21 protein-coding genes are annotated in these 24,262 nt (G+C 33.8%); 17 read left to right on the forward strand and 4 right to left on the reverse strand.

Features of this window, described 5'->3' with window-relative positions:
• Window positions 1-226: 226 nt before the first annotated feature.
• Window positions 227-589, reverse strand: coding sequence for a DoxX family protein (locus tag ACEN2I_RS09250; RefSeq protein WP_441765815.1), 363 nt, complete (start codon window positions 587-589; stop codon window positions 227-229).
• 114 nt (window positions 590-703) lie between these two features.
• Between ACEN2I_RS09250 and ACEN2I_RS09255 the strand changes: the two genes are divergently transcribed.
• Complete coding sequence (locus ACEN2I_RS09255) at window positions 704-1,066, forward strand: winged helix-turn-helix transcriptional regulator (RefSeq protein WP_441765816.1); 363 nt, start codon at window positions 704-706, stop codon at window positions 1,064-1,066.
• 128 nt (window positions 1,067-1,194) lie between these two features.
• Here the strand turns inward: ACEN2I_RS09255 and ACEN2I_RS09260 are convergent, their stop codons facing one another.
• Window positions 1,195-2,208: a zinc-binding alcohol dehydrogenase family protein gene (locus tag ACEN2I_RS09260; protein WP_441765817.1), complete on the reverse strand. Its 1,014-nt coding sequence runs from the start codon at window positions 2,206-2,208 to the stop codon at window positions 1,195-1,197.
• Window positions 2,209-2,370: 162 nt separating this feature from the next.
• Here ACEN2I_RS09260 and ACEN2I_RS09265 point away from each other — a divergent pair, with 162 nt between their 5' ends.
• Window positions 2,371-3,054 (forward strand): YiiX family permuted papain-like enzyme, encoded by a 684-nt coding sequence (locus ACEN2I_RS09265; RefSeq protein ID WP_441765818.1) that lies wholly within the window; start codon window positions 2,371-2,373, stop codon window positions 3,052-3,054.
• A 179-nt stretch (window positions 3,055-3,233) separates the two neighbouring features.
• Here the strand turns inward: ACEN2I_RS09265 and ACEN2I_RS09270 are convergent, their stop codons facing one another.
• The gene (locus tag ACEN2I_RS09270) at window positions 3,234-3,674 is read right to left on the reverse strand and encodes a cupin domain-containing protein (RefSeq protein WP_441765819.1); all 441 of its coding nucleotides are present in this window, start codon (window positions 3,672-3,674) and stop codon (window positions 3,234-3,236) included.
• 431 nt (window positions 3,675-4,105) lie between these two features.
• Here ACEN2I_RS09270 and ACEN2I_RS09275 point away from each other — a divergent pair, with 431 nt between their 5' ends.
• The 8 genes from ACEN2I_RS09275 (at window position 4,106) to ACEN2I_RS09310 (ending at window position 12,831) form a co-directional block, all read left to right on the forward strand.
• The gene (locus ACEN2I_RS09275; RefSeq protein WP_441765820.1) at window positions 4,106-4,699 is read left to right on the forward strand and encodes a TetR/AcrR family transcriptional regulator; all 594 of its coding nucleotides are present in this window, start codon (window positions 4,106-4,108) and stop codon (window positions 4,697-4,699) included.
• Window positions 4,700-4,946: 247 nt separating this feature from the next.
• Window positions 4,947-6,161 carry an efflux RND transporter periplasmic adaptor subunit gene (locus tag ACEN2I_RS09280; protein WP_441765821.1) on the forward strand — a complete coding sequence of 405 codons (1,215 nt, stop codon included), beginning with the start codon at window positions 4,947-4,949 and terminating at the stop codon, window positions 6,159-6,161.
• Between the two features lie 11 nt (window positions 6,162-6,172).
• A complete protein-coding gene (locus ACEN2I_RS09285) occupies window positions 6,173-9,337 on the forward strand; it encodes an efflux RND transporter permease subunit (protein ID WP_441765822.1) in 3,165 nt (1,054 codons plus the stop codon).
• A gap of 131 nt (window positions 9,338-9,468) precedes the next feature.
• Window positions 9,469-10,887, forward strand: coding sequence for a TolC family protein (locus ACEN2I_RS09290; RefSeq protein ID WP_441765823.1), 1,419 nt, complete (start codon window positions 9,469-9,471; stop codon window positions 10,885-10,887).
• Between the two features lie 358 nt (window positions 10,888-11,245).
• Window positions 11,246-11,626 (forward strand): DoxX family protein, encoded by a 381-nt coding sequence (locus ACEN2I_RS09295; protein WP_441765824.1) that lies wholly within the window; start codon window positions 11,246-11,248, stop codon window positions 11,624-11,626.
• 11 nt (window positions 11,627-11,637) lie between these two features.
• Window positions 11,638-11,847: a hypothetical protein gene (locus ACEN2I_RS09300; protein WP_441765825.1), complete on the forward strand. Its 210-nt coding sequence runs from the start codon at window positions 11,638-11,640 to the stop codon at window positions 11,845-11,847.
• A gap of 77 nt (window positions 11,848-11,924) precedes the next feature.
• Window positions 11,925-12,302: a VOC family protein gene (locus ACEN2I_RS09305; protein WP_441765826.1), complete on the forward strand. Its 378-nt coding sequence runs from the start codon at window positions 11,925-11,927 to the stop codon at window positions 12,300-12,302.
• 22 nt (window positions 12,303-12,324) lie between these two features.
• Window positions 12,325-12,831, forward strand: a complete 507-nt coding sequence (locus ACEN2I_RS09310) for a DinB family protein (protein ID WP_441765827.1) — start codon at window positions 12,325-12,327, stop codon at window positions 12,829-12,831.
• Here the strand turns inward: ACEN2I_RS09310 and ACEN2I_RS09315 are convergent.
• Window positions 12,820-13,911 carry a DNA topoisomerase IB gene (locus tag ACEN2I_RS09315; protein ID WP_441765828.1) on the reverse strand — a complete coding sequence of 364 codons (1,092 nt, stop codon included), beginning with the start codon at window positions 13,909-13,911 and terminating at the stop codon, window positions 12,820-12,822. The two genes, ACEN2I_RS09310 and ACEN2I_RS09315, sit on opposite strands and share 12 nt — an antisense overlap.
• A gap of 273 nt (window positions 13,912-14,184) precedes the next feature.
• Here ACEN2I_RS09315 and ACEN2I_RS09320 point away from each other — a divergent pair, with 273 nt between their 5' ends.
• The 7 genes from ACEN2I_RS09320 to ACEN2I_RS09350 all read left to right on the forward strand — a co-directional run bounded on the left by ACEN2I_RS09320 (window position 14,185) and on the right by ACEN2I_RS09350 (window position 24,183).
• The gene (locus ACEN2I_RS09320; RefSeq protein ID WP_441765829.1) at window positions 14,185-15,246 is read left to right on the forward strand and encodes a pesticidal protein Cry7Aa; all 1,062 of its coding nucleotides are present in this window, start codon (window positions 14,185-14,187) and stop codon (window positions 15,244-15,246) included.
• Window positions 15,224-17,497: a glycosyltransferase gene (locus tag ACEN2I_RS09325; RefSeq protein ID WP_441765830.1), complete on the forward strand. Its 2,274-nt coding sequence runs from the start codon at window positions 15,224-15,226 to the stop codon at window positions 17,495-17,497. The genes ACEN2I_RS09320 and ACEN2I_RS09325 overlap by 23 nt, the downstream gene beginning before the upstream one ends.
• 230 nt (window positions 17,498-17,727) lie before the next feature.
• Window positions 17,728-18,486: an MlaE family ABC transporter permease gene (locus ACEN2I_RS09330; protein WP_441765831.1), complete on the forward strand. Its 759-nt coding sequence runs from the start codon at window positions 17,728-17,730 to the stop codon at window positions 18,484-18,486.
• Window position 18,487: 1 nt separating this feature from the next.
• Window positions 18,488-19,267: an ABC transporter ATP-binding protein gene (locus tag ACEN2I_RS09335; RefSeq protein ID WP_441765832.1), complete on the forward strand. Its 780-nt coding sequence runs from the start codon at window positions 18,488-18,490 to the stop codon at window positions 19,265-19,267.
• 21 nt (window positions 19,268-19,288) lie between these two features.
• Window positions 19,289-20,104 carry an MlaD family protein gene (locus ACEN2I_RS09340; RefSeq protein WP_441765833.1) on the forward strand — a complete coding sequence of 272 codons (816 nt, stop codon included), beginning with the start codon at window positions 19,289-19,291 and terminating at the stop codon, window positions 20,102-20,104.
• 17 nt (window positions 20,105-20,121) lie between these two features.
• Window positions 20,122-22,920, forward strand: a complete 2,799-nt coding sequence (locus ACEN2I_RS09345; RefSeq protein WP_441765834.1) for an AsmA family protein — start codon at window positions 20,122-20,124, stop codon at window positions 22,918-22,920.
• A 63-nt stretch (window positions 22,921-22,983) separates the two neighbouring features.
• Window positions 22,984-24,183 carry an NAD(P)/FAD-dependent oxidoreductase gene (locus ACEN2I_RS09350; protein ID WP_441765835.1) on the forward strand — a complete coding sequence of 400 codons (1,200 nt, stop codon included), beginning with the start codon at window positions 22,984-22,986 and terminating at the stop codon, window positions 24,181-24,183.
• Window positions 24,184-24,262 lie beyond the last annotated feature (79 nt).

Here is a 24,262-nt window from a genome sequence, read left to right on the forward strand (position 1 = left end):
TTCGTGTGGGCTTATGAAAACAGAATTTCTCATACCGATAACATACTAAGCGTTTCGCAAGACCTTTACGTTTAGCCGAAAATATTCGGATTCCGAACCCGCCCTACGAATTGTTCCTCATGAAAAGCTGCGCATTCTATGATAAAATGCGCAACGATGAAAAGAACATTTCGAACAGTGGAGTATAACATTCATGAGTAAATTTGTTAGTACTAACGATGATAATTTATTTTGTTTTTTTGCTTTTAGTGTTCGTTACATAAGAAACAATTAAAATGGCAAGAAAAACTAATCCTGCAATTACTTTATCAGCGGGGTCACCAACGGCAAAATGAGCTATCGAAGCTGAAGCAAACATAATTGCAAAACCAATGTACGCCGACTCTTTTAATAAGCGAACGGGCAACCATATAAGAACTGCACCAATAAGTTTTGCAATTCCTATTTCAATTCTAAAATAATCAGGGAAACCTAAATGTTCCATTGAAGCTTTTACTTCAGGTTTTGTAAGGGTTTCAAAAGAAATAAACAGCATCATTGCCGAAATAATTGCTGTAGTAGCGTAGTACGTAATTTTTGTAGATTTCATTTCTATTTTGTTTTAAAATTATAATACAAAATTATGTACATTAGCTTACCAAAATATAGTAGTTACTATAATGTTAGTAGTAACCTTTGGGTTAGTTAACATCAAAACAGCAAAATGGCAACAAGCAAATTAGGGTATTCAGAATCACAATGTACAAATCGTCTGTCGGCAACTGAAGACGCTCTATATGTTCTTGGTGGCAGGTGGACCATTAGAGTAATGATTGCTATTTTGGGTGGCCATACAAGGTTTAATGATTTACAACGAACCATAAAAAGTATTTCTGCCAGAGTGCTTTCAAGTGAATTAAAAAAATTAGAAATAAACCAATTAATAGAAAGAAAAGTCATTGTTGTTGACCAAACACCTGTTATCGTTGAATATATTTCTACGGAATACAGTCAATCTTTAAAAGACATTATTACAGCATTGGCTGAATGGGGTACAAAACATAAAAAGAAGATTACCACCGATTAATTGGGCTAAAAAAAACTATTCTACAAAGTGTTCTCTTAAAAATCTGCGCAAATGAGCAATATCTAATACTGCAAAAAGATGCTATTCAGTATAAAGCCCTGCTTTTTTCAAAAGCAGAGCATTGCCCGTTAAAATTTTATTGCAATCTTTCCTATCGTTTTACCTGATTCAAGCATTCTATGTGCTGATTTAAAATTATCCGCTGAGAGTCCATTAAATGTTTCCTTGAGGGTCGTTTTTAATGTTCCGTTATCTAATAAATCGGCAACTTTATTTAAAATGTTATGCTGTTCTTTTATATCCTCAGTTTGAAACATCGAACGTGTAAACATTAATTCCCAATGAAAACTCACGCTTTTACCTTTCAGCTGACGGAGATTCACACTTTCCACTGGATCACTAATGGAACCAATGTGTCCTTGAGGTTTTATCAATTCAACAAAAGTATTCCAATATTGATTTACATCTACAAAATCCACTATAAAATCGACTTGTTTAAACCCTATATTTTGAACTTCCTCAACCAAATTTTTATGATTGACCACAAAATCAGCTCCTTGTTTTATGCACCAATCAATACTTTCAGGACGAGAAGCAGTAGCAATTACGGTTAATCCCGCTATTTTTTTTGCCAATTGAATCGCAATAGAGCCTACACCTCCAGCTCCGCCAATAATCAAAATACTTTTACCTTTATCTTTTTCGGGATTGATCCGAATCCTGTCAAATAAAATTTCCCAAGCCGTTAAACTAGTTAATGCCATTACAGCAGTTTCTTCAATCTTCAGTGATTTTGGTTTACTGCCTACAATACGTTCGTCTATAATCTGGTATTCGGCATTACTGCCTTGTTTGGTAATATCCCCTGCATAATAAACCTCGTCGCCTACTTTAAACAAACTCACATTTTTGCCTACAGCTTCCACAATTCCGACAGCATCCCAACCAATTATTTTTGGAGTTTCCAAGATATTATCTTTTGCACTGCTTTGACGAACCTTAAAATCTACTGGATTAACTCCCACAGCACTGATTTTTATTAATAAATCATTGGCTTCCGGAATGGGTTTTTCTATTTCAAATTCAATAAAACTATCTTGTTCTGTGATTGGTAACGAAGTTTTAAATCCTATTGCTTTCATATTTTATATTTTCAATTAGATTAATAATTCCAAAGTTAGAATTAAATAAAAAGATGATAGTGGTAGAAATCGAATGTCTATTGGTACATATTTGTCATCTTTAAATTTAAGAAGGGTTTGTTTTATAAAAATAAATAATACTTTTAAGTTTTAAAAATCAAAATGAAAAAAACAAAATACACAATACTCGCCGTTACCTTTTTGCTTAGCTTTTGTTGTGCCCTTTATATGACGATGCAGGTTTTTCCGAACAATCCTTTTCTGGCATCCAGAGCAAAAGAACAAACAAGTCAGAAGAACAGGATTCAGGATGGCGATATTATCTTTCAGACTTCGGAATCACCTCAGTGTGAAGCGGTACGAATTGCAACGAATTCCAAATTTTCGCATTGTGGAATCATCTATGAAATAAACGGGAACTTATTTGTTTTTGAAGCCGTTCAGCCTGTAAAACTAACTCCTTTGGATAATTGGATTACGCATGGAAGAGATAAAAATTATATTGTAAAAAGATTAAAAAATGCTGCCGAAGTACTAACTCCCAATACGCTTCAAAAAATGAAAGATTACAGTCAGCAATTTGACGGTAAAGAGTACGACGCCTTTTTTGAATGGACCGATACCCGAATTTACTGCTCAGAATTAGTCTGGAAAATCTATAAAAATGGAGCGAATATTGAATTGTCGAAACTACAGCAATTGAAAGATTTCAATTTAACTGATGAAAGGGTAAAAAAGGTTTTAAAAGAAAGATATGGAAATGATATTCCACTGGAAGAAAAAGTGGTTTCGCCTTCCAATCTGGTTGATTCTGATTTGTTGGTCACTGTGATTGATACGTATTAAAAATCTTCTATACGCAAAGTTTTGGCTTTGCTTTTTTTATTTTAATACATGCACTCCAAAGCCGGTTTAAAACTTCAAATATATCAAATGGTTTAAAAAAAATATTATATTCTATTATTGATTGGGTTACAATAAAGAAATGCAGCTTGTAAAGCAGCAGGGCTATTGTTAAGAAAACCTTACTTCAAATCTTTCTTAATTACCAAATACTTCAAATCTGTTTTTCCAACGTTGCTAATGCCGTGCTCTGCATTTGGCGGACAATAAAAACTGGTATTTGGTCCGGCAGTTACTGTTTTTCCGTCTAGAAAAAATTGGGCAGTGCCTTCCAGAATATAGAAGAATTCTTCTTCTGGATGATGGTGTGGCGCATGGGTTGATTTTCCGGGTTCTACGATACTCATTTTAAGAGTGCTTTCCTGAGTGAAGTTTTTATCTCCAAACCAGTATTGATACCCAACTTTGGTTTTTGTGGCCTTGTTTAAGTCGAAATGATTGACACAGTTTTCAATCGTATATTTTTGATCACCTTGAGCTGTTTCTTTTTTTATTTCCTGAGCCTGGATTGATTGTGTTATTAGGGTAATAATCGCAATTTTTATAACTGATGCTGTTTTCATTGTACTTTTTCTTGTAATAATACAATAAATGTTTTGCTAAAGTACTAATCAAATATAAATTTCTAACCTAGCCCCGATAGAACGGCATCCTTTTATGGCGGGGTTTGCCCTAAAAGATATAGTGGATAGCGTGACAGATGTTCTTGTGAAACAAAAATGGTATGCTACTAAAAATTTAGACAATTAAATCAACTTTATCTTTGCTTTTTAATTTTGACGACGTTTTGGAGAATTTGAAAGTACTAAAAACTGTTAAAAAGAACTCGGATTTCAATTAAAATAAAATATTTAATAATGTGAAAACCTTTGGAAGGGCTTATTTTTAAGCATCTATAGCATGATAAGAAAATATTATGACAAATTTATTCCATAATCAGAAAATCCGCCATACATTTGCCTAACAGTGTTAAACAATTTAATACTCAAATAAAATGGCTAGCAAAGATCGAATTTTAAGACAAAAAGAAGAGACAAGAAATAATATTCTTGGCGCTGCTTATGATATCGTAAAAGAAGAAGGCTGGAATGGTTTGAGTATGCGTAAAATTGCTGACAGAATCGAATATACTGCTCCTATTATTTATGAATACTTTTCGAATAAAGAAGCAATATTGGAAGAACTGACCGGCAAAGGTTTTATGAAACTGGCTAAAGAGCTGCAAACTGCAAAAGCCAAATTTGAAAAACCCGAAGATCAATTGGAAGCCATGTGGATGACTTACTGGGATTTCGCTTTTACTAATACTGAAATGTATCAGTTAATGTTTGGTGTTCAAATGACCTGCTGCGCACAGCGATGTTCGGCCCAGGAAGCACCTTACAAATTGTTCACGGGTGTTATTGCTGAAATTATGAAAGACAGCAATCCGAGTGAAGATATCATTAAACAAAAATATTTTACTTTCTTTTCTGTTATTCATGGCTTAATCGCCATCAACATCATTAATAAAAGTGATATTTTAGAAACAATAAATGCTCAGATTTTGAAAGATGCCATTGGTGGTATCATCAAATCTATACAATAAAAAAATTTTCAATTTTGCTTAACGGTGTAAAATGAGTTAAACTGGATAATATAAAATCCTTTTTTTTGTAACATTCGCTTAACACTGTTAGAAAATTTAATAAATATAATAAAAGCTTATTTTTTAGACTTTTACTTAACAATGTTAGATAATTTAATACCGATTTAAATAGAATTGGAAAGAGCTTACTGTATGGAAATTTGCGCACTTTTACTTAACAACGTTAGATAATTTAATTGAATTAAATATGAATACAGGGAATACCAGAAATAAAATTTTTAAAAACGAGAATGTCAAACAAATTAAAACCAATATGAAAATGAAAAATGTAATTATAACCAGCTTTATTCTAGCACTTGTACTAAGCAGTTGTGCAGATAAACAACAAGCTCCAGCTCCGGCAGCCCCACTCCTGCCTGTTTTAGCGATCAAAAACTCTGATGCTGTTACAGATGCTGAATATCCGGCTTCGATACAAGGAACTGTAGATGTAGAAATTCGTCCTCAGGTAAGCGGTAACCTGGATCGCGTTTTAGTAGACGAAGGCGCTTATGTAAGTAAAGGTCAAACTTTATTCAAAATAAACGAACGTCCTTTTCGCGAGCAATTAAACAATGCTTTGGCTAGTCTTCATGCTTCTGAAGCTGCTTTGATCAACGCTCAGCTTGAAGTTGATAAATTGACTCCTTTGGTACAAAACAAAGTAGTTTCTGATTATCAGTTAAAAACGGCTAAAGCTTCTCAAAAAATTGCTGCTGCCAATATCGAGCAAGCCAAAGCAATGGTAGCATCTGCAAAAATTAATTTAGGATATACTAATGTAACAGCTCCTGTTAGTGGTTACATAGGAAGATTGCCTAAAAAACAAGGAAGTTTAGTTTCTGCTACAGATATTGAACCGTTAACCAAACTGTCTGATGTGCATGAAGTTTTTGTTTATTTTTCTTTAGGTGAAACTGATTTCATCAAATTCAAATCACACTATGCAGGAAATACAATTGGTGATAAAATCAAAAATTTACCTCCAGTAACTTTAATTCTTGCTGATAATAATGCTTATGGTAAATCAGGAAAAATTGATATGGTTGATGGTCAATTTGATAAAACTACAGGAGCGATTACGTTAAGAGCCACTTTCCCAAATGCAAACGGAACTTTACGTTCTGGAAACACAGGAAAAATTCGATTAGGAATTAATCATAACGATGCGATTCTGGTGCCGCAATCTGCAACTATCGAAATGCAGGATAAAGTGTTTGTTTTCACTTTAAGTAAAGACAATAAAGTAAATAAAATGCCTATCACAATTATTGGAAAAAGCGGTACGAACTATCTTATTAGCGATGGTGTAAAATCGGGTGATCAAATTGTTTTAAGCGGTATAGACAAACTTCAGGAAGGACAAGTGATCCAGCCTCAAACAGCAACTGGAGAAGTTGCCCAAATCATTAATAAAAAATAATTTTTACGAAAATGTTCAAAATTTTTATACAAAGACCTGTACTGGCAACGGTTATCTCCATTCTATTGGTGATTCTGGGTGTACTTGGACTTACAAAATTGCCTTTACAACAGTTTCCTGATATTGCACCGCCATCGGTTTTAGTAACGGCGGTTTATCCGGGAGCGAATGCCGAAACGGTTTTACGTTCGGTTGCACCATCTCTGGAAGAATCTATAAATGGTGTTGAGAACATGACATACATGAGTTCAACTGCCAGTAATGATGGTACCCTTGCGATTACTGTTTTCTTTAAATTAGGAACAGATGCCGATCAGGCTGCGGTTAACGTGCAAAACAGAGTTGCTCAGGCCACGAGTCAGTTGCCTGCAGAGGTTGTTCAGCAAGGTGTAATCACAGCGAAACAACAAAACAGTTTTATCATGGCGATTGGTATGTACACCGAAGACGAATCGAAATACGATCAGACTTTTGTTGCCAATTATGCCCAAATTAATATTATTCCCGAAATTAAACGTATTCCGGGTGTAGGTTCTGCCAGTATTTTTGGCGGGGTTAAAGATTACTCGATGAGAGTCTGGCTGAATCCAACTCAAATGTCGACTCACAATGTGACGCCAAATGAAGTTATGGCCGCTATTCAGGACAAAAGTTTAGAGGCTGCTCCAGGAAAATTTGGAGAAAGAAGTAAAGAGGTTTTTGAATATGTAATTAAATACAAAGGAAAACTAACAAAACCGGAAGATTATCAAAACATTGCCATTCGTTCGAATGCAGATGGTTCTGTACTTCGTTTAAAAGATGTTGCCAGAGTAGAACTTGGTGCTTACTCTTATAACAGTTTGACACGTTTGAATGGTAAAAAAGGAGTTGTAATTGGTGTTATTCAGTTAGCGGGTTCTAACTCTAATGATATTCAAATTGCGATTAACAAATTGATGGTGAAAGCCTCTAAAGATTTCCCAACAGGAATAAAACACAATATTTTCTACAGTACAAAAGTATCTCTTGACCAATCGATCGAACAGGTTGAACATACTTTAATTGAAGCATTTATATTGGTATTTATTGTGGTATTTATTTTCCTGCAGGATTTCAGATCAACATTAATTCCGGCTATTGCGGTACCTGTAGCAATTTTAGGAACGTTCTTCTTCATGCAGTTATTCGGATTTTCAATCAACCTTTTAACGCTTTTCGCTTTAATTCTGGCGATTGGTATTGTGGTAGATGATGCGATTGTGGTTGTCGAAGCCGTGCACGCAAAAATGGAGCACAAACACTTATCTCCAAAAGCAGCCACACATGAAGCGATGCACGAAATTACGGGTGCTATTATCTCGATTACGCTGGTAATGGCTGCTGTATTCCTGCCAGTTGGTTTTATGGAAGGTTCGACCGGGGTTTTCTATCGTCAGTTCGCTTTTACGATGGCAATTGCAATTGTAATTTCAGCAGTAAACGCTTTAACATTGAGCCCTGCCCTTGCCGCTTTGTTCCTAAAAGATAATCATGCAGAGCAAGACGGAAATAAACCTTACGCAAAACAAGGTTTTAAAGAAAAATTCTTTATCGGATTCAACAATAGTTTTGAGTCGTTGACAAATCGCTATGTAGGTGGATTAAAGTTCCTGATTCGTAACAAATGGGTTAGTTTAGGCGGATTGGCGTTAATTACTATAGCTACTATTGTAATGGTAAAAACAACTCCAGCCGGATTTATCCCAACAGAAGATCAGGGTTTTATTGCAATTGCCGTAAATACACCTTCCGGTACATCTCTTGATGGAACTCAGAAAGTAATGACCCAAGCAGAAAACACTTTAAAAGCTTTAGATGCATCTAGATTTGTAACTGCAATTTCAGGTTTCAACTTATTAACAAATTCAACAAGCCCATCATCAGCAGTTGTTTTCGTATTGCTTAAACCAAATGAAGAGCGTGGCGATGTTAAAAATATTGAGGACATCATGAATCAGGTTCGTGGCCAATTGGGTGCGATTTCAGGCGGAAGCTTCTTTGTATTTAGTTTCCCAACTGTTCCGGGATTTAGTAACGTTGAGGCTTTAGATATGGTTCTTCAGGATAAAACCGGTGGTAAACTGGATAAATTCAGTGGAATCTCTCAAAATTTCATTGGCGAATTAATGAAACGTCCCGAAATTGCCGTAGCCTTTACAAGTTTCAAAGCTGATTATCCTCAATTACAATTGGATATCAATGATGAAAAAGCGGATCAGTTAGGTGTAAAAGTAAAAGACATTCTGCAAACCATGCAGGCTTATTTTGGTAGTGCGCAAGCATCTGATTTCAACAGATTTGGTAAATATTACAGAGTTGTAGTTCAGGCAGATATTGCAGACAGAGCAGATCCATCAGCGATTGACAGAGTTTTTGTGAAAAACAAAAATGGCGAAATGGTTCCGATAAATACGTTATTAAAATTAAGCCGTATTTATGGTTCTGAAACCGCTTCCAGATATAACTTGTTTAACTCTATTTCGATAAATGCCATTCCTGCTCCTGGATTTAGTTCCGGAGATGCCATTAAAGCAATTGAAGCAGTAGCAGCACAACAATTACCTGCAGGTTATAGCTATGAATTCTCAGGACAGACCCGTGAAGAAATTTCTTCCGGAGGTCAATCGGCAACGATTTTCTTACTGTGTTTGATATTCATCTATTTCTTACTTGCTGCACAGTACGAAAGTTACATTTTGCCTTTGGCCGTAATCTTATCTATACCTGCAGGAATTTTTGGAGTATTTGTAGCTATCGGTTTAACCGGAATTGAAAATAACATTTATGTGCAAGTTGCCTTGGTCATGTTAATTGGATTGCTCGCCAAAAATGCCATTCTGATTGTCGAGTTTGCCGTGCAAAAACGAAAATCCGGACAGGCTTTGGTTAAAGCTTCTATTGATGCCGCAAAATTACGTTTACGTCCAATTATTATGACGTCACTGGCTTTCGTAGTAGGATTAATTCCGATGATGAGTGCCAAAGGACCATCGGCACAAGGTAACCACTCGATTAGTATTGGTGCTGCCGGAGGTATGGTTTCGGGAGTAATTCTTGGGTTGTTGATCATCCCGGTTTTATTCATCGTATTCCAGCATTTACAAGAAAAAGTTACCGGAAAACCGGTAGCCATAATACATAACGAAGAAAAATAAAACATGGAAAATTATATAACGACATTTTTAGTGACCATAATTATTGGCATCACCTATATATCCTACAGAATCTCAAAAGATCTTGAATCTAAAAAAGATACTTGTACAGAAATTTAATGACAACTTATAAAATGAAAAAGTACATAACCAAAATCGTGATGGTCGCTATTTTGATCATCACAATCATATCCTGTAAAGTTTCGAAGGATATTGAAACTCCAAAAGATGCATTTCCTGAAAATTTCAGGAATGCATCGGTTTCAAAAGATACGACGAGTATTGCCGATTTGGAGTGGAAGAACTTCTTTACCGAAAAAGATATTATAAAGCTTATTGACAGCGCGGTATCCAGAAATAACGATTTACAAATCGCTACTAAAAACATCAAAATTGCGCAATACCGATTCACACAATCAAAGTGGAATAATGTTCCTCAGATTAATTTAGGGGTTAACGCCAGCACAAACAATCCGTCCGACAATAGTTTTACCGGGAAGAATCTAAGTCAGGCTTTAGGTCAAAACCACATTAATGATTTCACAGCCGGAGCAACACTTTCTTGGGAAGCTGATATTTGGGGTAAAATCAAAAATCAGAAAAAGGGTGCTTATGCTGAATATCTCCAATCTGAAGAGGTCAAAAAAGCAGTACAGACTACTATTGTTGCCGATGTTTCAAAAGGATATTACAATCTTTTGATGTTGGATGCACAATTAGAAATAGCAAAGCAAAATGTTCAGTTAAATGACAGTACATCAACTATCATCAAATTAAAATACGATGCAGGCCAGGTAACATCATTGGCCATTCAACAATCTGAAGCGCAGAAATTAAACTCAGCGCAATTAATTCCGTTACTGGAACAAAACATAGCTATTCAGGAAAATGCTTTGAGTGTTCTGACAGGATCATTTCCAAATTCAAAGGAAAGAACAATTCGTTTGAGCGCAATTGAAGTAAAAAACAATACCTCTATCGGAATTCCGTCTTCATTAGTAAGCAGAAGACCTGATGTAAAAAGTGCCGAATTTGCTTTAAAAGCAGCTAACGCCAATGTTGGAATTACCAAAGCCGATTTGTATCCAGCTTTGAGAATTACAGCGCAAGGCGGCGTGAATTCATTTGAAACCAGTAATTGGTTCAATATTACGGCTTCATTGTTCGGAACTGTTGCTGGAGGTTTAACACAACCTTTATTCAACAATAAAAAAGTAAGAACACAATACAATATTGCTGTTGTTGAAAGAGAAAAAGCAGTTATCAATTTCAGACAGTCTGTTTTAGTTGCCGTTAGTGAAGTTGCCAATGCTTTAGTCGCTGTTGAAAAATTACAGCAACAGGAAGCTTTTCTTCAGGAACGTGTAAAAACATTACAGCAAGCGATTAAAAATTCGAATTTGTTATTCAAAAACGGAATGGCGGAATACCTTGAAGTACTTTCGGCCCAAGCGAGTTTATTGCAAAGCGAATTAGAATTTGCTGATATAAAAAGACAACAACTTTCTGCCAATACCGAGTTATATCGTGCATTGGGCGGTGGCTGGAGATAATACCCGTTTTTAATTATTTATTTCTGAAAACGTGCTGCAAGACTTCGGTTTTGTAGTGCGTTTTTTATTTATTGATATTCAGTTATCTATGTAATACTGAACAACAAATTTTAATTTTATAAGACTATTATTCGTTAATTTCCTAAAAATAGCATATTTGTAAAAATTGCTAGTATGATTCAGCTATTCTCTTTCTTCTTTTTTCTATTCTCTTTTTCTATTCTCTTTTTCTTAATCCAAAAAAGTCATCAATCTGTCTTAAATGCCCCTAAAATAGTCGTAAATAACTATTATGTAAGAAAATAACAATAGTAAATTTGTATAAAACAATTAACTAATAACTATTTAATATAAACCAATGAAAAAAGCAAAGATGATTTTCTGGATAACAACTATTATTATTTTTATATTTGAGGGTGTTATGCCTGCCCTGACTTCACAATCTGAAATGGCAAAAGAAGGAATTAGACATTTGGGATATCCTGAATATTTCGGGAATGCGTTAGTCGTCTTTAAAATTTTGGGTGTATTGGTATTGGTGATTCCACAAGTACCAAATCGGATTAAGGAATGGGCATATGCCGGTTTTGCTTTCGATTTTATATTTGCATCCATAAGCCATTTTGCAGTTGACGGAATTGATTTTCAGAGTTTCTTTCCTTTAATAATTCTGGCAATTTTAATGATTTCTTATATCTATTATCATAAAATTGAACGCTACAAAAACAATGCTATATAAATCAATTTCCGATGATAGAAGTTTTTAAAACAAATGTTCAGGAAGTAGAGCATTCAGAAATGATTGTTGGGAGACTTCTTGAGCATTTTCCAAACAGCGTCATCAACTTCGATTTGGAAGATTGTGATAAAATCCTGCGAATTCATGCTTCTTCTATTTCAAATAATAAAATTATTGAGCTTCTAAATGCACATGGTTTTCATTGTGAAGTACTTTTATAGATTCATAATATATTGATTTACAAATAATAAATTAAAAAATTGTAATTTTAAAATCTAATTTTTAAAATTTAACAGAAATGAATATACCAGCAGAACATCAGACTATAATGCCTTATTTGATTTTACAGGGCGCTTCTAAATTTATCGATTTTACAAAAAACGTTTTTGGCGCTACTGAAACTAATAAAAAATCTCTTCGCGAGGACGGAAGTATTATGCATGCCGAAATTTCTTTAAACGGAAGTACAATTATGATAACCGATGAAATTACAGACTGGGCAAAACAAACTTCAAACTTGTTTGTATATGTACCCAATGCAGATGAAACGTATCAAAAAGCATTAGAAAATGGTGCTATTTCTCTGATGGGATTAAGTGATCAGGATTATGGCAGAACTTGCGGTGTAACAGACCCTTTTGGAAATGTCTGGTGGATCACCTCTGTAATCAAATAAAAAAACCTAAAATATAATATTTATGAAAGCCGAAGTCAAACAAGAAATCGCAAAAACCTTCGAGCAGTTATACAAAACGCTTTCTCCTTTTACGCAAGACGAAATCAATACTATTCCGTTTGAAGAAAGCTGGACTGCCGGGCAAGTTACCCGTCATGTTATAAAAGCAACATCAGGATTTCATAAAGTCTGTGATTCTAATACTAAAAAGTTAGAAGAAGCCAATGATAACAAAATTCCTGCGCTCAAAGAAATCTTTCTTAATTTCAATACCAAATATAATTCTCCTGATTTTATTTATCCTGAAACCAAAGAATTTGATAAAATTGAACTTCTGCTGCATCTTAAAAATATTGAAAAGGAAATGCTTGATATAGCCGAAAATTATGATTTCACACTAACCTGCATGGATTTTGAAATCCCGGGCTTGGGAAACTTAACCATTTACGAACTGCTCAACTTTGGCGTTTTTCATACTCAGAGGCATATTCGTCAATTAAAAAATATTTATCGCGCTTTAAACACATAGTCCAGGCTGATAACATTGAATGAGTTCTAAAAATACACTCTCAGTACGTGAAAAATAGTGCTTGTTGCTTCTGCTTCTTTTAATTTTATCAAAATATTCCTTAATCGAACCATCTTCGTATGTGGATACTAATAAAGGATGTACATAATAACTTTTACAGACTGCTCTGGTGTTTCCTAAAGCTGCTGCTGTAACATCATAAGCAGTCAGAATATTTTTTTTAATTTCTTTTTCATCTTCCGCAATTCCTAATTCCATTAAAGTTTCAAAGAAAATCACAGAGGCAGACCATGTCCTGAAATCTTTGGCACTAAAATATTCGCCTGATATTTCATGAAGATATACATTGACCATGTGGCTGTCGAGAATTTTTCTTTCACCGTTTTCATCATAATATTTAAAAACTTCCCAACCCGGAATCTCCTCGCATTTGCTCACTAATTTAATCAGCTTCTTATTTCGGATTGTAATAGAGTGCTGTTTTCCTTTTTTTCCAATGAATTCAAAACGTATAGCATCTTTATTAATATTAATGTGTCTTTTTCGTAAAGTCGAAAGTCCGTAGGATTTATTGTCTTTGGCGTACTTTTCATTTCCTATTCGGATATGGGTCTCTTCCATTAGTCTTATCACTAAAGCCACCACTTTATTTTTTGACCATTCTTTCTTTTCCAAATCGGCATCTACCTGTTTTCTTATCAAAGGCAATTTGGTTCCAAAATCGGCTATTTTATAAAACTTGGTTTGATTGCGAATTAAATTCCATTTTGGGTGATAGCGATATTGCTTTCTGTTTTTTTGATCTAGCCCTACGGCCTGCAGATGCCCATTAGATAAATCAGAAATCTTAACGTTTTCCCATGCAGGCGGAAGCACAAGACTATTAAAACGTTTTAATTCACTCTTTTGTTTGATTGATCTTCCGTTTTTTTTGTAAATAAAAACATCGCCTTCCTTATACCTTTGTATCGGCATCGATTTATCACTTACGTAAACGAGATCTAATTTTTCTATAGCCAGTTCAGGTTTAGTAATTAACAAATTCATTAATTTTTCCTGAGATTTTGTAGTTGTGTTCATGATCATTTTTTAAATTAAGAAAAGGCTTTTATCTTCTTCATTTTAATTCTAAATTTTAGAAATTATCCTTTTGAAAAAAGCGCATTACAAATTTTATATAATAAAGCAATTCGCTTTAATCCTATTGATTTTTTTTTTAACTATAAAAGTTCTCTCAGCCCACTGATAGTCTTATATAATTCCCATCTGAAACTTTTTGAGTCAATTTTTTAATCGATTGGATTAAAACTGCCCTTGTTTGTGAAATAATTTTATGAAAAAATAATTTAAAGTATGGAATTAGCTACAAAACATGGCGTGATTTTAGAAAAAACAGACCGCACTTTTGAAGAATTAGGCGTTTTAAATCCTGCGATTTATCAGGATGGAAATACGGTACACATGTTTTACAGAGCAGCGAAAAGAGGAAATTTTTCAACAATTGGTTATTGCCGACTTGAAGGGCCTACAACTGTTGTTGAAAGAAATAAAGAACCGATATTTTCTCCAGAATACATATATGAAATTCACGGTGTAGAAGATCCGAGAATTTCAAAAATTAATGAATTATTTTACCTAACTTACGTAACTTACGATGGTATAAATACTTGTGGGGCACTTGCAGTATCAAAAGATTTAAAAAAATTTAAAAAGAAAGGTATTATAACTCCAAGATTTATAATAAATGAATTTACAAATCTTATCAGAAAGCATCTTCAAAATCCAGGTATTGCCAAAATACTGGCTTTTAATGTAGAGCGAAATTATCCTTTATCAGAAACAATCAAGGAAAATTTACTAGTATGGGATAAAAATGTGGTTTTGTTTCCAAAAAAAATTAATGGAAAATTTGTTGCATTACATCGTTTATTTCCATCCATACAAATTTTCAGTTTTGATAAAAAGAAAGATCTTACTGAAGAATTCTGGAAAGACTATTTAAAAAATTTGCCAGATTATATAGTTATGGAACCAAGGTTTGATCATGAAACAAGCCATATTGGTCCGGGAGCACCTCCAGTTGAAACGCCTGAAGGGTGGCTATTAATTTATCATGCTGCAGAAAGAAGAGAAAAAGGACTCGTTTATCATGCCTGTGCTGCTTTATTAGATCTTAATGATCCAAGAAAAGTACTATCAAGATTAAAAGTACCTTTAATAACGCCTTCAGAATATTACGAAAGACATGGGTATGTGAGTTATGTGGTTTTCCCCACCGGAACAGCCATTTTTGATGATCGCCTTTATATTTATTACGGTGCTGCTGATGATAAAATCGCCGTAGCCTCTTTGAACCTTAACGACTTATTAAACGAACTAAAAAATAATCCCAATGAAAACGCTACAAACAATTAAATCAAAAATAATTTTTCTATCAACTTATCCGCCAACACAATGCGGTATTGCTACTTACACTCAGGATACTATTAAAGGGATTATGGATGTTTATGGAAATTCAATAAGCTGTGAAATCTGCGAATTGGTTAAATCTCCAGTAGAGAATCCAACACTGGCTTTTACACTAAACACAACCGACAAAGAAGATTATGCCAGAGTTGCCGAACAAATCAATAATGATGATTTGGTAAAATTGGTTCATATTCAACATGAGTTTGGATTATTTGGAGGGAATTACGGCGACCATTTATTAGAATTTTTAAATGTTATAAAAAAGCCGGTAACTTTTACTTTTCATAGTGTTATTCAAAATCCAAACAAAGAATTAAAAACATTTGTGAAGCTTTTGCTTTCTTACAGTAATTCAGTTTTTGTAATGACAAATCAATCTCAGGAAATCCTAATGAAAGATTATGACATTCAAAAAGAAATTATCTCTTGCGTTCCACACGGAACTCACATCGTTATTTATGAAACTCCTGCTGAGGCAAAACGAAAATTTGGTATTGAAGACAGAAAAGTTCTTGCTACTTTTGGACTTTTAGGTGAAGGTAAAAATATCGAGACCGGTTTACAGGCTTTATCCAAAATTGTAGAAAAAGAACCAAATGTTCTTTATTTGATTATCGGAAGAACACATCCAAACCTGATTATCGATGGTGTTGACGCCTATCGCGATAAATTAGAAGGACTTGTGAATGAATTAAATTTACATAACAATGTTCGTTTTATCAATGAATATTTAGATACTAATGATCTTTTAGATTACCTAAAAGCAGCTGATATTTATTTGTTTACTTCAAAAGATCCTAATCAGGCTGTTAGCGGCACTTTTGCCTATGCTATGAGCTGTGCCTGCCCGCTTGTAGCTTCAAAAATTCCACATACCTTAGAAGTACTAACAGAAGATTCAGGTATTTTAGTTGATATCGGAGAATCACAACAATTTGCAGATGCCACTTTAAAATTACTTTCTGATGATAATCTGAGAGAAGAAATGGGTATTAATGCTTTTCGCAAAACTACGGCTTCATCATGGGAGAATGTTGCTATCACACATATGGAAACCTACAAGAACTTAATGGTAAATCCATCAGAAATTGAATTTAACTATCCTTCAATTGAATTGGATCACGTTAAAAAAATGACAACTGATTTAGGAATTATTCAGTTCAGTAAAATTTCTGTTCCTGATTTGTCAACAGGTTATACTTTAGATGATAATGCCAGAGCTTTAGTTGCTGTCGGTATGCACTATAAACTGACAAATGACAAAGCCGATTTGCCTTACATATTAATTTATCTTGATTTTATAGTTCGCTGTCAAAATCCTGAAGGAAATTTCATCAATTATGTAGATCAATACAACAGAGAACATGTTGAGCAAAATGCAGAAGTAAATTTAGAGGATTCAAATGCAAGAGGAATCTGGGCATTAGGAAGCTTGATTGCAATGAAAGACATTTTACCGGAAGCAATTGTTCATAAAGCTTCTGAATGTTTCCTGAAAAGTTTATCATGGGCCGAAACAATTCAGTCACCCCGTTCCATTGGGTTTGCTACTAAAGGGCTTTACTTGTATAATAGTGTAATTCCGAATTTATACGTGTCGGCAATTATTAATAAGCTAAATGCTAAATTAGTTTCTAATTATGAAATTCATGCTACGAAAGACTGGAAATGGTTTGAAAATTATCTGACTTACGGAAATGGAATTTTGCCGGAATCGATGTTATTTGCCTATTTGGTTACCAACAAGCCTATTTACAAAAAAATAGCAAATGAATCACTTGATTTTTTACTTTCTAAAATGTTTACTAAAAAAGGTTTCAAAGTAATTTCAAATAACGGCTGGTACCATAAAGACTCACAACCAGAAGAGTATGGAGAACAGCCTATTGATGTTTCTTATATTATTCAGACTTTAAATTCTTTTTACAGTGCTTTCAAAAATCCATTGCATAAAGAATATATGAAAACGGCTTTTAACTGGTTTTTAGGAAAAAATCACCTGCAGCAAATTATGTATAATCCAATTAGCGGTGGCGGATATGATGGCCTTGAAAAAGAAAACGTAAACCTGAATCAAGGTTCTGAATCAACAGTATGTTTTTTAACTGCAAGATTATTGATGGAAAACTTCAAAGAGACGGAATCCAAAGTAATTGATTTAATCAAAACAAAAGCAGATTTGATTATAAACTCATAAAGTTGTTACCCCACTCAAAATATAATCCCTTTTTTACGAAAGGGATTTTTTTTGTTTTGAAAATCAACGAATAAATCATCTGCTTATTGCATTTAATTCGGTGTAAATTATATAAACATATGTTAAAGTTCTGTAAGGTTTTTTTTGGATTCCTAAGCTAATTTTAACATTAGTTAAAAAATGATAATTAAAAATCACGTATAAAACTAAGTAACTAAAAATTAGCTATTTTGATCCTAAACTTAAAAAACACATTCGAAGATATAGGAAATGCAACACAGTTTGCAAGCCGTTTTTTTAAAGAGGTTTTTATACCCCCTTACGAAACCAGGCAATTTATAAAACAATGCTATATCATCGGATACAAATCTTTACCATTGGTAGCTATAACAGGTTTTATCATGGGGCTGGTACTCACTCTGCAATCAAGACCTACTCTAGTGAAATTTGGTGCTGAATCCTGGCTGCCGGGAATGGTTGCCCTTTCGTTAATTCGTGAAATTGCGCCTGTAATAACTGCACTGATATGTGCCGGAAAAATATCCTCAGGAATTGGTGCAGAATTAGGTTCAATGAAAGTGACGGAACAAATAGATGCTATGGAAGTTTCAGCTGTTAATCCATATAATTACTTAGTAGTTACCAGAATTTTAGCCACTACCTTAATGGTTCCAATTCTTGTAATTTTTGCTGATGCCATAGGAATCGTTGGTGGTTATTTTGGTGTCAATATTCATGGCGATATGAGCTTTTATAGATATATAACTAAAATTTTTCAGTCATTGGAATTTCTGGATTTGATACCGGCCACTATAAAAACTTTTTTCTTCGGATTTTTCATTGGAATGATTGGATGTTATAAAGGATTTAATGCTTCAAATGGGACTGAAAGCGTAGGAAAAGCTGCTAATTCTGCAGTTGTAACAGCATCACTTACCATTTTTATTATAGATATGCTGGCCGTACAGATAACCGATTTATTTTTTTAAGATGATTAAAGAAAAAGAAAATACAGAACCTGCAGTCAAAGCTGATCAAAAAGCGGTGATAATAGAAATCAAAGATTTAAATAAAACTTTTGGTCAGGATAATCATGTTTTAAAAGGCGTAAATTTTACAGTTAACAAAGGTGAAGATTTAGTTGTATTAGGACGCTCCGGTTCCGGTAAATCGGTAACTATAAAATGTATCGTTGGGCTGATAACTCCTGATAAAGGAGAAATAAATGTTTTTGGTAAAAATGTTCTGGAGCTTAGCAAAACAGAACTCAATGAAATGAGATCCCGCGTTGGTTTTTTGTTCCAGAGCGGTGCATTGTATGATTCAATGTCTGTGAGAGAAAATCTTGCTTTTACATTAAGAAAGCACAAACGTAATCTTAATGCTGATGAAATTGAAAAAGAAGTGATGGAAGCTTTGGAAAGCGTAGGTTTAAGTGAAGCAATTGACAAAATGCCATCAGAATTATCAGGAGGTATGCGTAAGAGAATTGGTCTGGCACGCACCTTAATTTTAAAGCCAGAAATAATTTTATATGATGAACCTACTACAGGTTTGGATACCATTACATCAAGGGAAATCAGCGAATTGATATTAGACATCAAACAGCAGCGCAAAACGACTGCAATTATTATCACACATGATATGGCTTGTGCAAAACTAACTGCTGATCGGATTATCGTCTTAAAAGAAGGAAAAATTCAGGCAGAAGGAACTTACGAAGAATTAGAAAAAAGTGAAGACGAATGGGTACGCTCATTCTTTGAATAAAATAAATCAAAAACAAAAATCATGGATAAGCAATCTGGATATACTTGGAAATTAGGAATGTTTGTAACAATAGGTTTACTGCTTTTTATATTGGCCGTCTATTTTATTGGAAAACAACAAAATTTGTTTGGTTCAACATTTCGAATTACATCAAATTTTAAAACCGTAAGCGGTTTAGAAATTGGTAACAACGTGCGATTTTCCGGAATCAACATTGGTACCATAGATGAAATTCAACTGTTCAATGATTCAACAGTGGTAGTCGGAATGGTTATTAAAGATGACGTTCGTGAATTTATCAAAACAGATGCAAGGGCTAGTATAGGTTCTGATGGGTTAATGGGTGATAAAGTACTTACTATTACACCTGGTGTCAAATCTCAGACTGTGATTGAAAATAATGGAAGAATTGCTTCATTGAGTGGAATTGAAATGAGTGACATCATGAAAAGTGTTAAAAAAAGTATGGATAATGTAGGTGTTATTTCAGAAGAACTGGCAATTTTCAGCCATAGCATGAACAATGGAAATGGAGCTCTTTCAAAATTAATTCGTGATCCGGGTATGGCAGATGCAATGGATAATACATTGGAAAATCTTGAAAAAGGGACAAAAGGCTTTAGCGAAAATATGGAAGCGGCTAAAAGCAATTTCCTTTTAAGAGGTTACTTCAAGAAAAAAGAGAAGCAGAAAGAAGAAAAAATAGAAGAAGCCAAAGAAAAAAAGGAAGAACAGCAGGAAAAAGCCGAAAAACTAAAAGAGGAAAAACTAAAAGAAGACAATAAAAAAGCGGAAGAAGAAGCTAAAAAAGCAGAGGAAGCTAAGAAAAAGAAATAATTTTAAACTGATTTAGTATGAATTCTGATTTCAAACATATTGCCTTAAAAACGGCGAAAATTTCAGGAATAGTAATAGCAAGTATTTTGCTGTTACTATTTTTGATTCCGCTGCTTTTTCCGGGAACTGTTGCTTCTGAAGTCAAAAAAATTGCCAATGAAAGATTAGACAGCAAAATAGAATTTTCAAAATCCAGATTTTCATTCTTTACACATTTTCCATCACTCACAGTTTCGCTTGATGATTTATCGCTAACAGGTTCTGCTCCGTTTAAAAAGGATACGTTATTAAAAGCAGAACAGGTTGCTTTTGGAATTAACATCAAACGATTATTATTTGACAATGAAGTTAAAATCAATAAATTATATGTTTCCAAAGCAGATATAAATATAATGGTAAACCAAAAAGGTGAAGCCAATTATAACATTTATATAGCACCAGAAGATGTTAAAAAAGACACAAGTGTTCCTGATGAAGGAACAGCAATTCGTCTGGAACGTATTGATTTTGAAGATTGTCACGTTAAATATAATGACCGTTCGGCTAAAATTCTGGTTGATGCAAAGGGGTTTAATTATGTGGGAAAAGGAAATTTAAGCGAAGAGATTTTCGATTTGAATACCGATGCCAAAATTGATAACATTGACTTTTATTATGACAGAACCGCTTATCTTAGAAAAAAAGAATTGCGTGCCGACTTAATTACCCGAATTAACACACATGCCCTTTCTTTTATTCTTCAAAAAAACGAGTTAAAAATCAATGAACTGCCATTAAAATTTACAGGTTTACTTACCATTTTAAGAGACGGATACAAAATCAATATTAGAGCAGCGTCAGAAAACACGACTGTAAAAGATTTATTGTCTGTTATGCCTCCTGAATATCTGACCTGGCTTGAGGAAACCGAAATTTCAGGCAAAAGTGACTTGCTTTTTACTTTTAAAGGAAATTATAATGTTGCCAAAAAACAAAAACCTGATTTGGCTTTTAATTTGAAAATTAATGAAGGAGCAATCAATTATCAAAATGCTCCTGCGCCATTAACGGATTTTCAAATGAATTTGAATGCAATTATGCCTTCACTCGAAATTGAAAAACTTTTAGTGAATTTAAAGACTTTCAAATTTAAAGTAGGAGAAAAAGATTATTTCAACGCCTATTTACAAAGCAAAGGTTTTACAGAAATGACTGTAGACGCTAGCGTAAAAGGAGCATTAGATCTGGCTACACTTGATGCCGCTTTGGGCTTGTATAACCTCGATTTAAAAGGAAGCCTGAGAACTAATATTCAGGCAAAAGGAACTTTTAGTGCCTCAAAAAAATTATTTCCCAAAACAAGAGGAGGAATTGCATTACATAACGGTTGGTTAAAAACAGATACTTATCCAAACCCTATTACAGACATTACTTTTGTTGCAAATGTGCTTAATAAGGCCGGTACTTACAAGGATTTGATTATTGCTGTTGCTCCGGCATCGTTTGTATTTGAAGGAAATCCTGTGTATGTAAATGCTGCTCTTACAGATTTTAGCGACCTGGCTTACAATGCTAAACTAAAAGGAGAACTTAATGTTGGAAATATTTACAAGGTCTTTTCCAGAAAAGGAATGGATATTTCAGGCTATGCAAAGGCAGATCTTTCGCTTCAGGGAAAACAAAGTTATGCAACCACTGGTCAATATGAGAAACTGAATAACAAAGGCACTATAATATTAAAAAACATCAAGGCAACATCAGAACTTTTTCCAAAGGCATTTTTTATCAAACAAGGAAATTTTAGATTTCAAAATGAAAAAATGTGGTTTGAAAAATTTTATGCTTCTTATGGAAAATCTGATTTTAATATCAACGGATACCTTCTGAATACAATCAATTATTTTTTGGAATCACACGGCACTTTACGAGGCAATTTCAATATGAAATCTAAACTGATAAATGTTGATGAATTTATGGCTTTGGAAAAAGGTGAAAATACAGACCGAAAATTAGAGGTTACATACGCAAAGGAAGACAACCCTAAAATGAGCGGAGTCGTTATTGTACCCAGAAATCTAGATGTAAGCCTAATGGCAAATGTAGACAAAATTGAATATAACGGACTTGTTTTTAACCAGCTCAATGGAAAAACAGGTATTTCTAAAGGTAATTTTTATCTGGAAAATGCTGTGTTTAATATTATCGATTGTGCATTGGTAGTTGATGCTTTATACCAAGACGAGTCGCCAACCTCGGCTCATTTTGATGCTCACTTTCGTGCAAAAGATTTTAGCATCCAAAGAGCATATAAAGAAATTCCGATGTTCCATGATATGGTGACTGCTGCCGAAAAAGCATATGGAATTATCTCTGTAGATTATAAAATCAAAGGAGATCTGGATGGCAATATGAATCCGATTTATGAATCTTTTCAAGGAGGTGGAACCTTGAATTTACGTGATGTAAAAATTAAAGGCCTTAAATTATTTGACCGAATAAGTTCAAAAACAGGACAAGATGGTTTGAACAATCCGGATATGGAAGGCATTGAAATAAAATCTAAAATTAATAATAATTTAATTCATATTGATCCTTTTACTTTTAGTGTTGCGAGTTTTAGACCGACAATAAAAGGAACTACAAGTTTCGACGGATTGTTAGATTTAAGACTGCGATTAGGACTTCCTCCCTTTGGAATTGTTGGTTTTCCAATTACCATTACCGGTACTCATGAAGCTCCAAAAATAAAAGTCTTCAGTAAAACGGGAAGAGAAATACTCGATGCAGTTTATAACGAAAAAAGCAATAAAGTAGTTCGAAAAGAAAAGGTAAAATGATTTTAATAAACAAAACTAAAAAAATATAATCGAATAAAAAACGTTCCCAAAAAACATCAAAACATGAAATTACGCTCAACAGAAAGTTTCTGGCCATTAAAACATGCGATGAAAACCAGTTATCCATCATTAGAATCGGATATTGATACCGATATTTTGATTATTGGTGGAGGTATTACCGGGGCATTAATCGCTTATAAACTAATTAATGAAGGAAAAAAAGTTGTATTAGTTGACCGCCGGGATATTTGTAATGGAAGCACAGCAGCAAGTACTGCATTGCTACAATATGAAATTGATGTATCACTTCATGAGCTTATAAATTTAAGAGGTTTAGAATGTGCTGTTGACAGCTATACCAACGGAAAAAAAGCCATTTTTGACTTGCGAAAAATTATTGACGATATAAAAAGCGACTGTCATTTTGAATTTAAAAAAAGCATCTATTTCTGTTCCTTAAAGAAAGATATTCCATTTCTGAAAAATGAGTTCAATGCCAGAAAAGAAAATGGATTTGATGTAAACTGGCTGGAAAGATGGGATCTGGAAAAATTTGGACTCAATGCTCTTGCTGCCATAGAATCTAAAACCGCAGCAGTTATGGATCCGTATAGACTTGCCCAGGATTTAATTGTTTACTGCAGGAAAAATGGGATGCAGATTTTTGATCGTACCAATATTGTTTCGACTCAAAATCAAAAAGGAAAAATTATTGCAAATACCGAAAGTAAATATAGTATTACAGCCGATCACATAATTCGATGCAGCGGTTATGAAAGTACCGAAACGCTGAAAGAAAAAGTAGTCGATCTTAAAAGCACGTATGTAATTGCCTCTGAAAGTATTCCTGAATTATCGAATATCTTTAAAAATGCTATTTTCTGGGATACGGCATCCCCTTATTTATATTTTAGATCAACACACGATAATAGAATCATAATGGGTGGAGGCGATGAAGATTTTAAAGATCCTGTAAAACGTGATAAGCTATTACCTAAAAAAGAAAAATTTCTATTAAATAAATTTCAAAAAAAGTTTCCCAAAATTAATTTTAAAATTGATTATTCCTGGGCCGGCACTTTTGGGGAAACCAAAGACGGTTTACCGTACTTTGGAAAACCAAATGCTGATGTAAACGAACATTATATTTTAGGATTTGGAGGAAACGGTATTACATTTAGCGTAATCGGGATGAATTCTATTTTAGAGTCTTTAAAAAATAAGCCTCATAAAGATTTAGAATATTATCGATTTGGAAGATAAATATTTAAGATCCTAATGTATTAAAACGTAGTAAACATTAGGATCTTAAATAAGTTTATTGTTATCACTATTTTTAAAA

Source organism: Flavobacterium sp. W22_SRS_FK3 (assembly GCF_052113665.1).
Lineage (GTDB): Bacteria > Bacteroidota > Bacteroidia > Flavobacteriales > Flavobacteriaceae > Flavobacterium.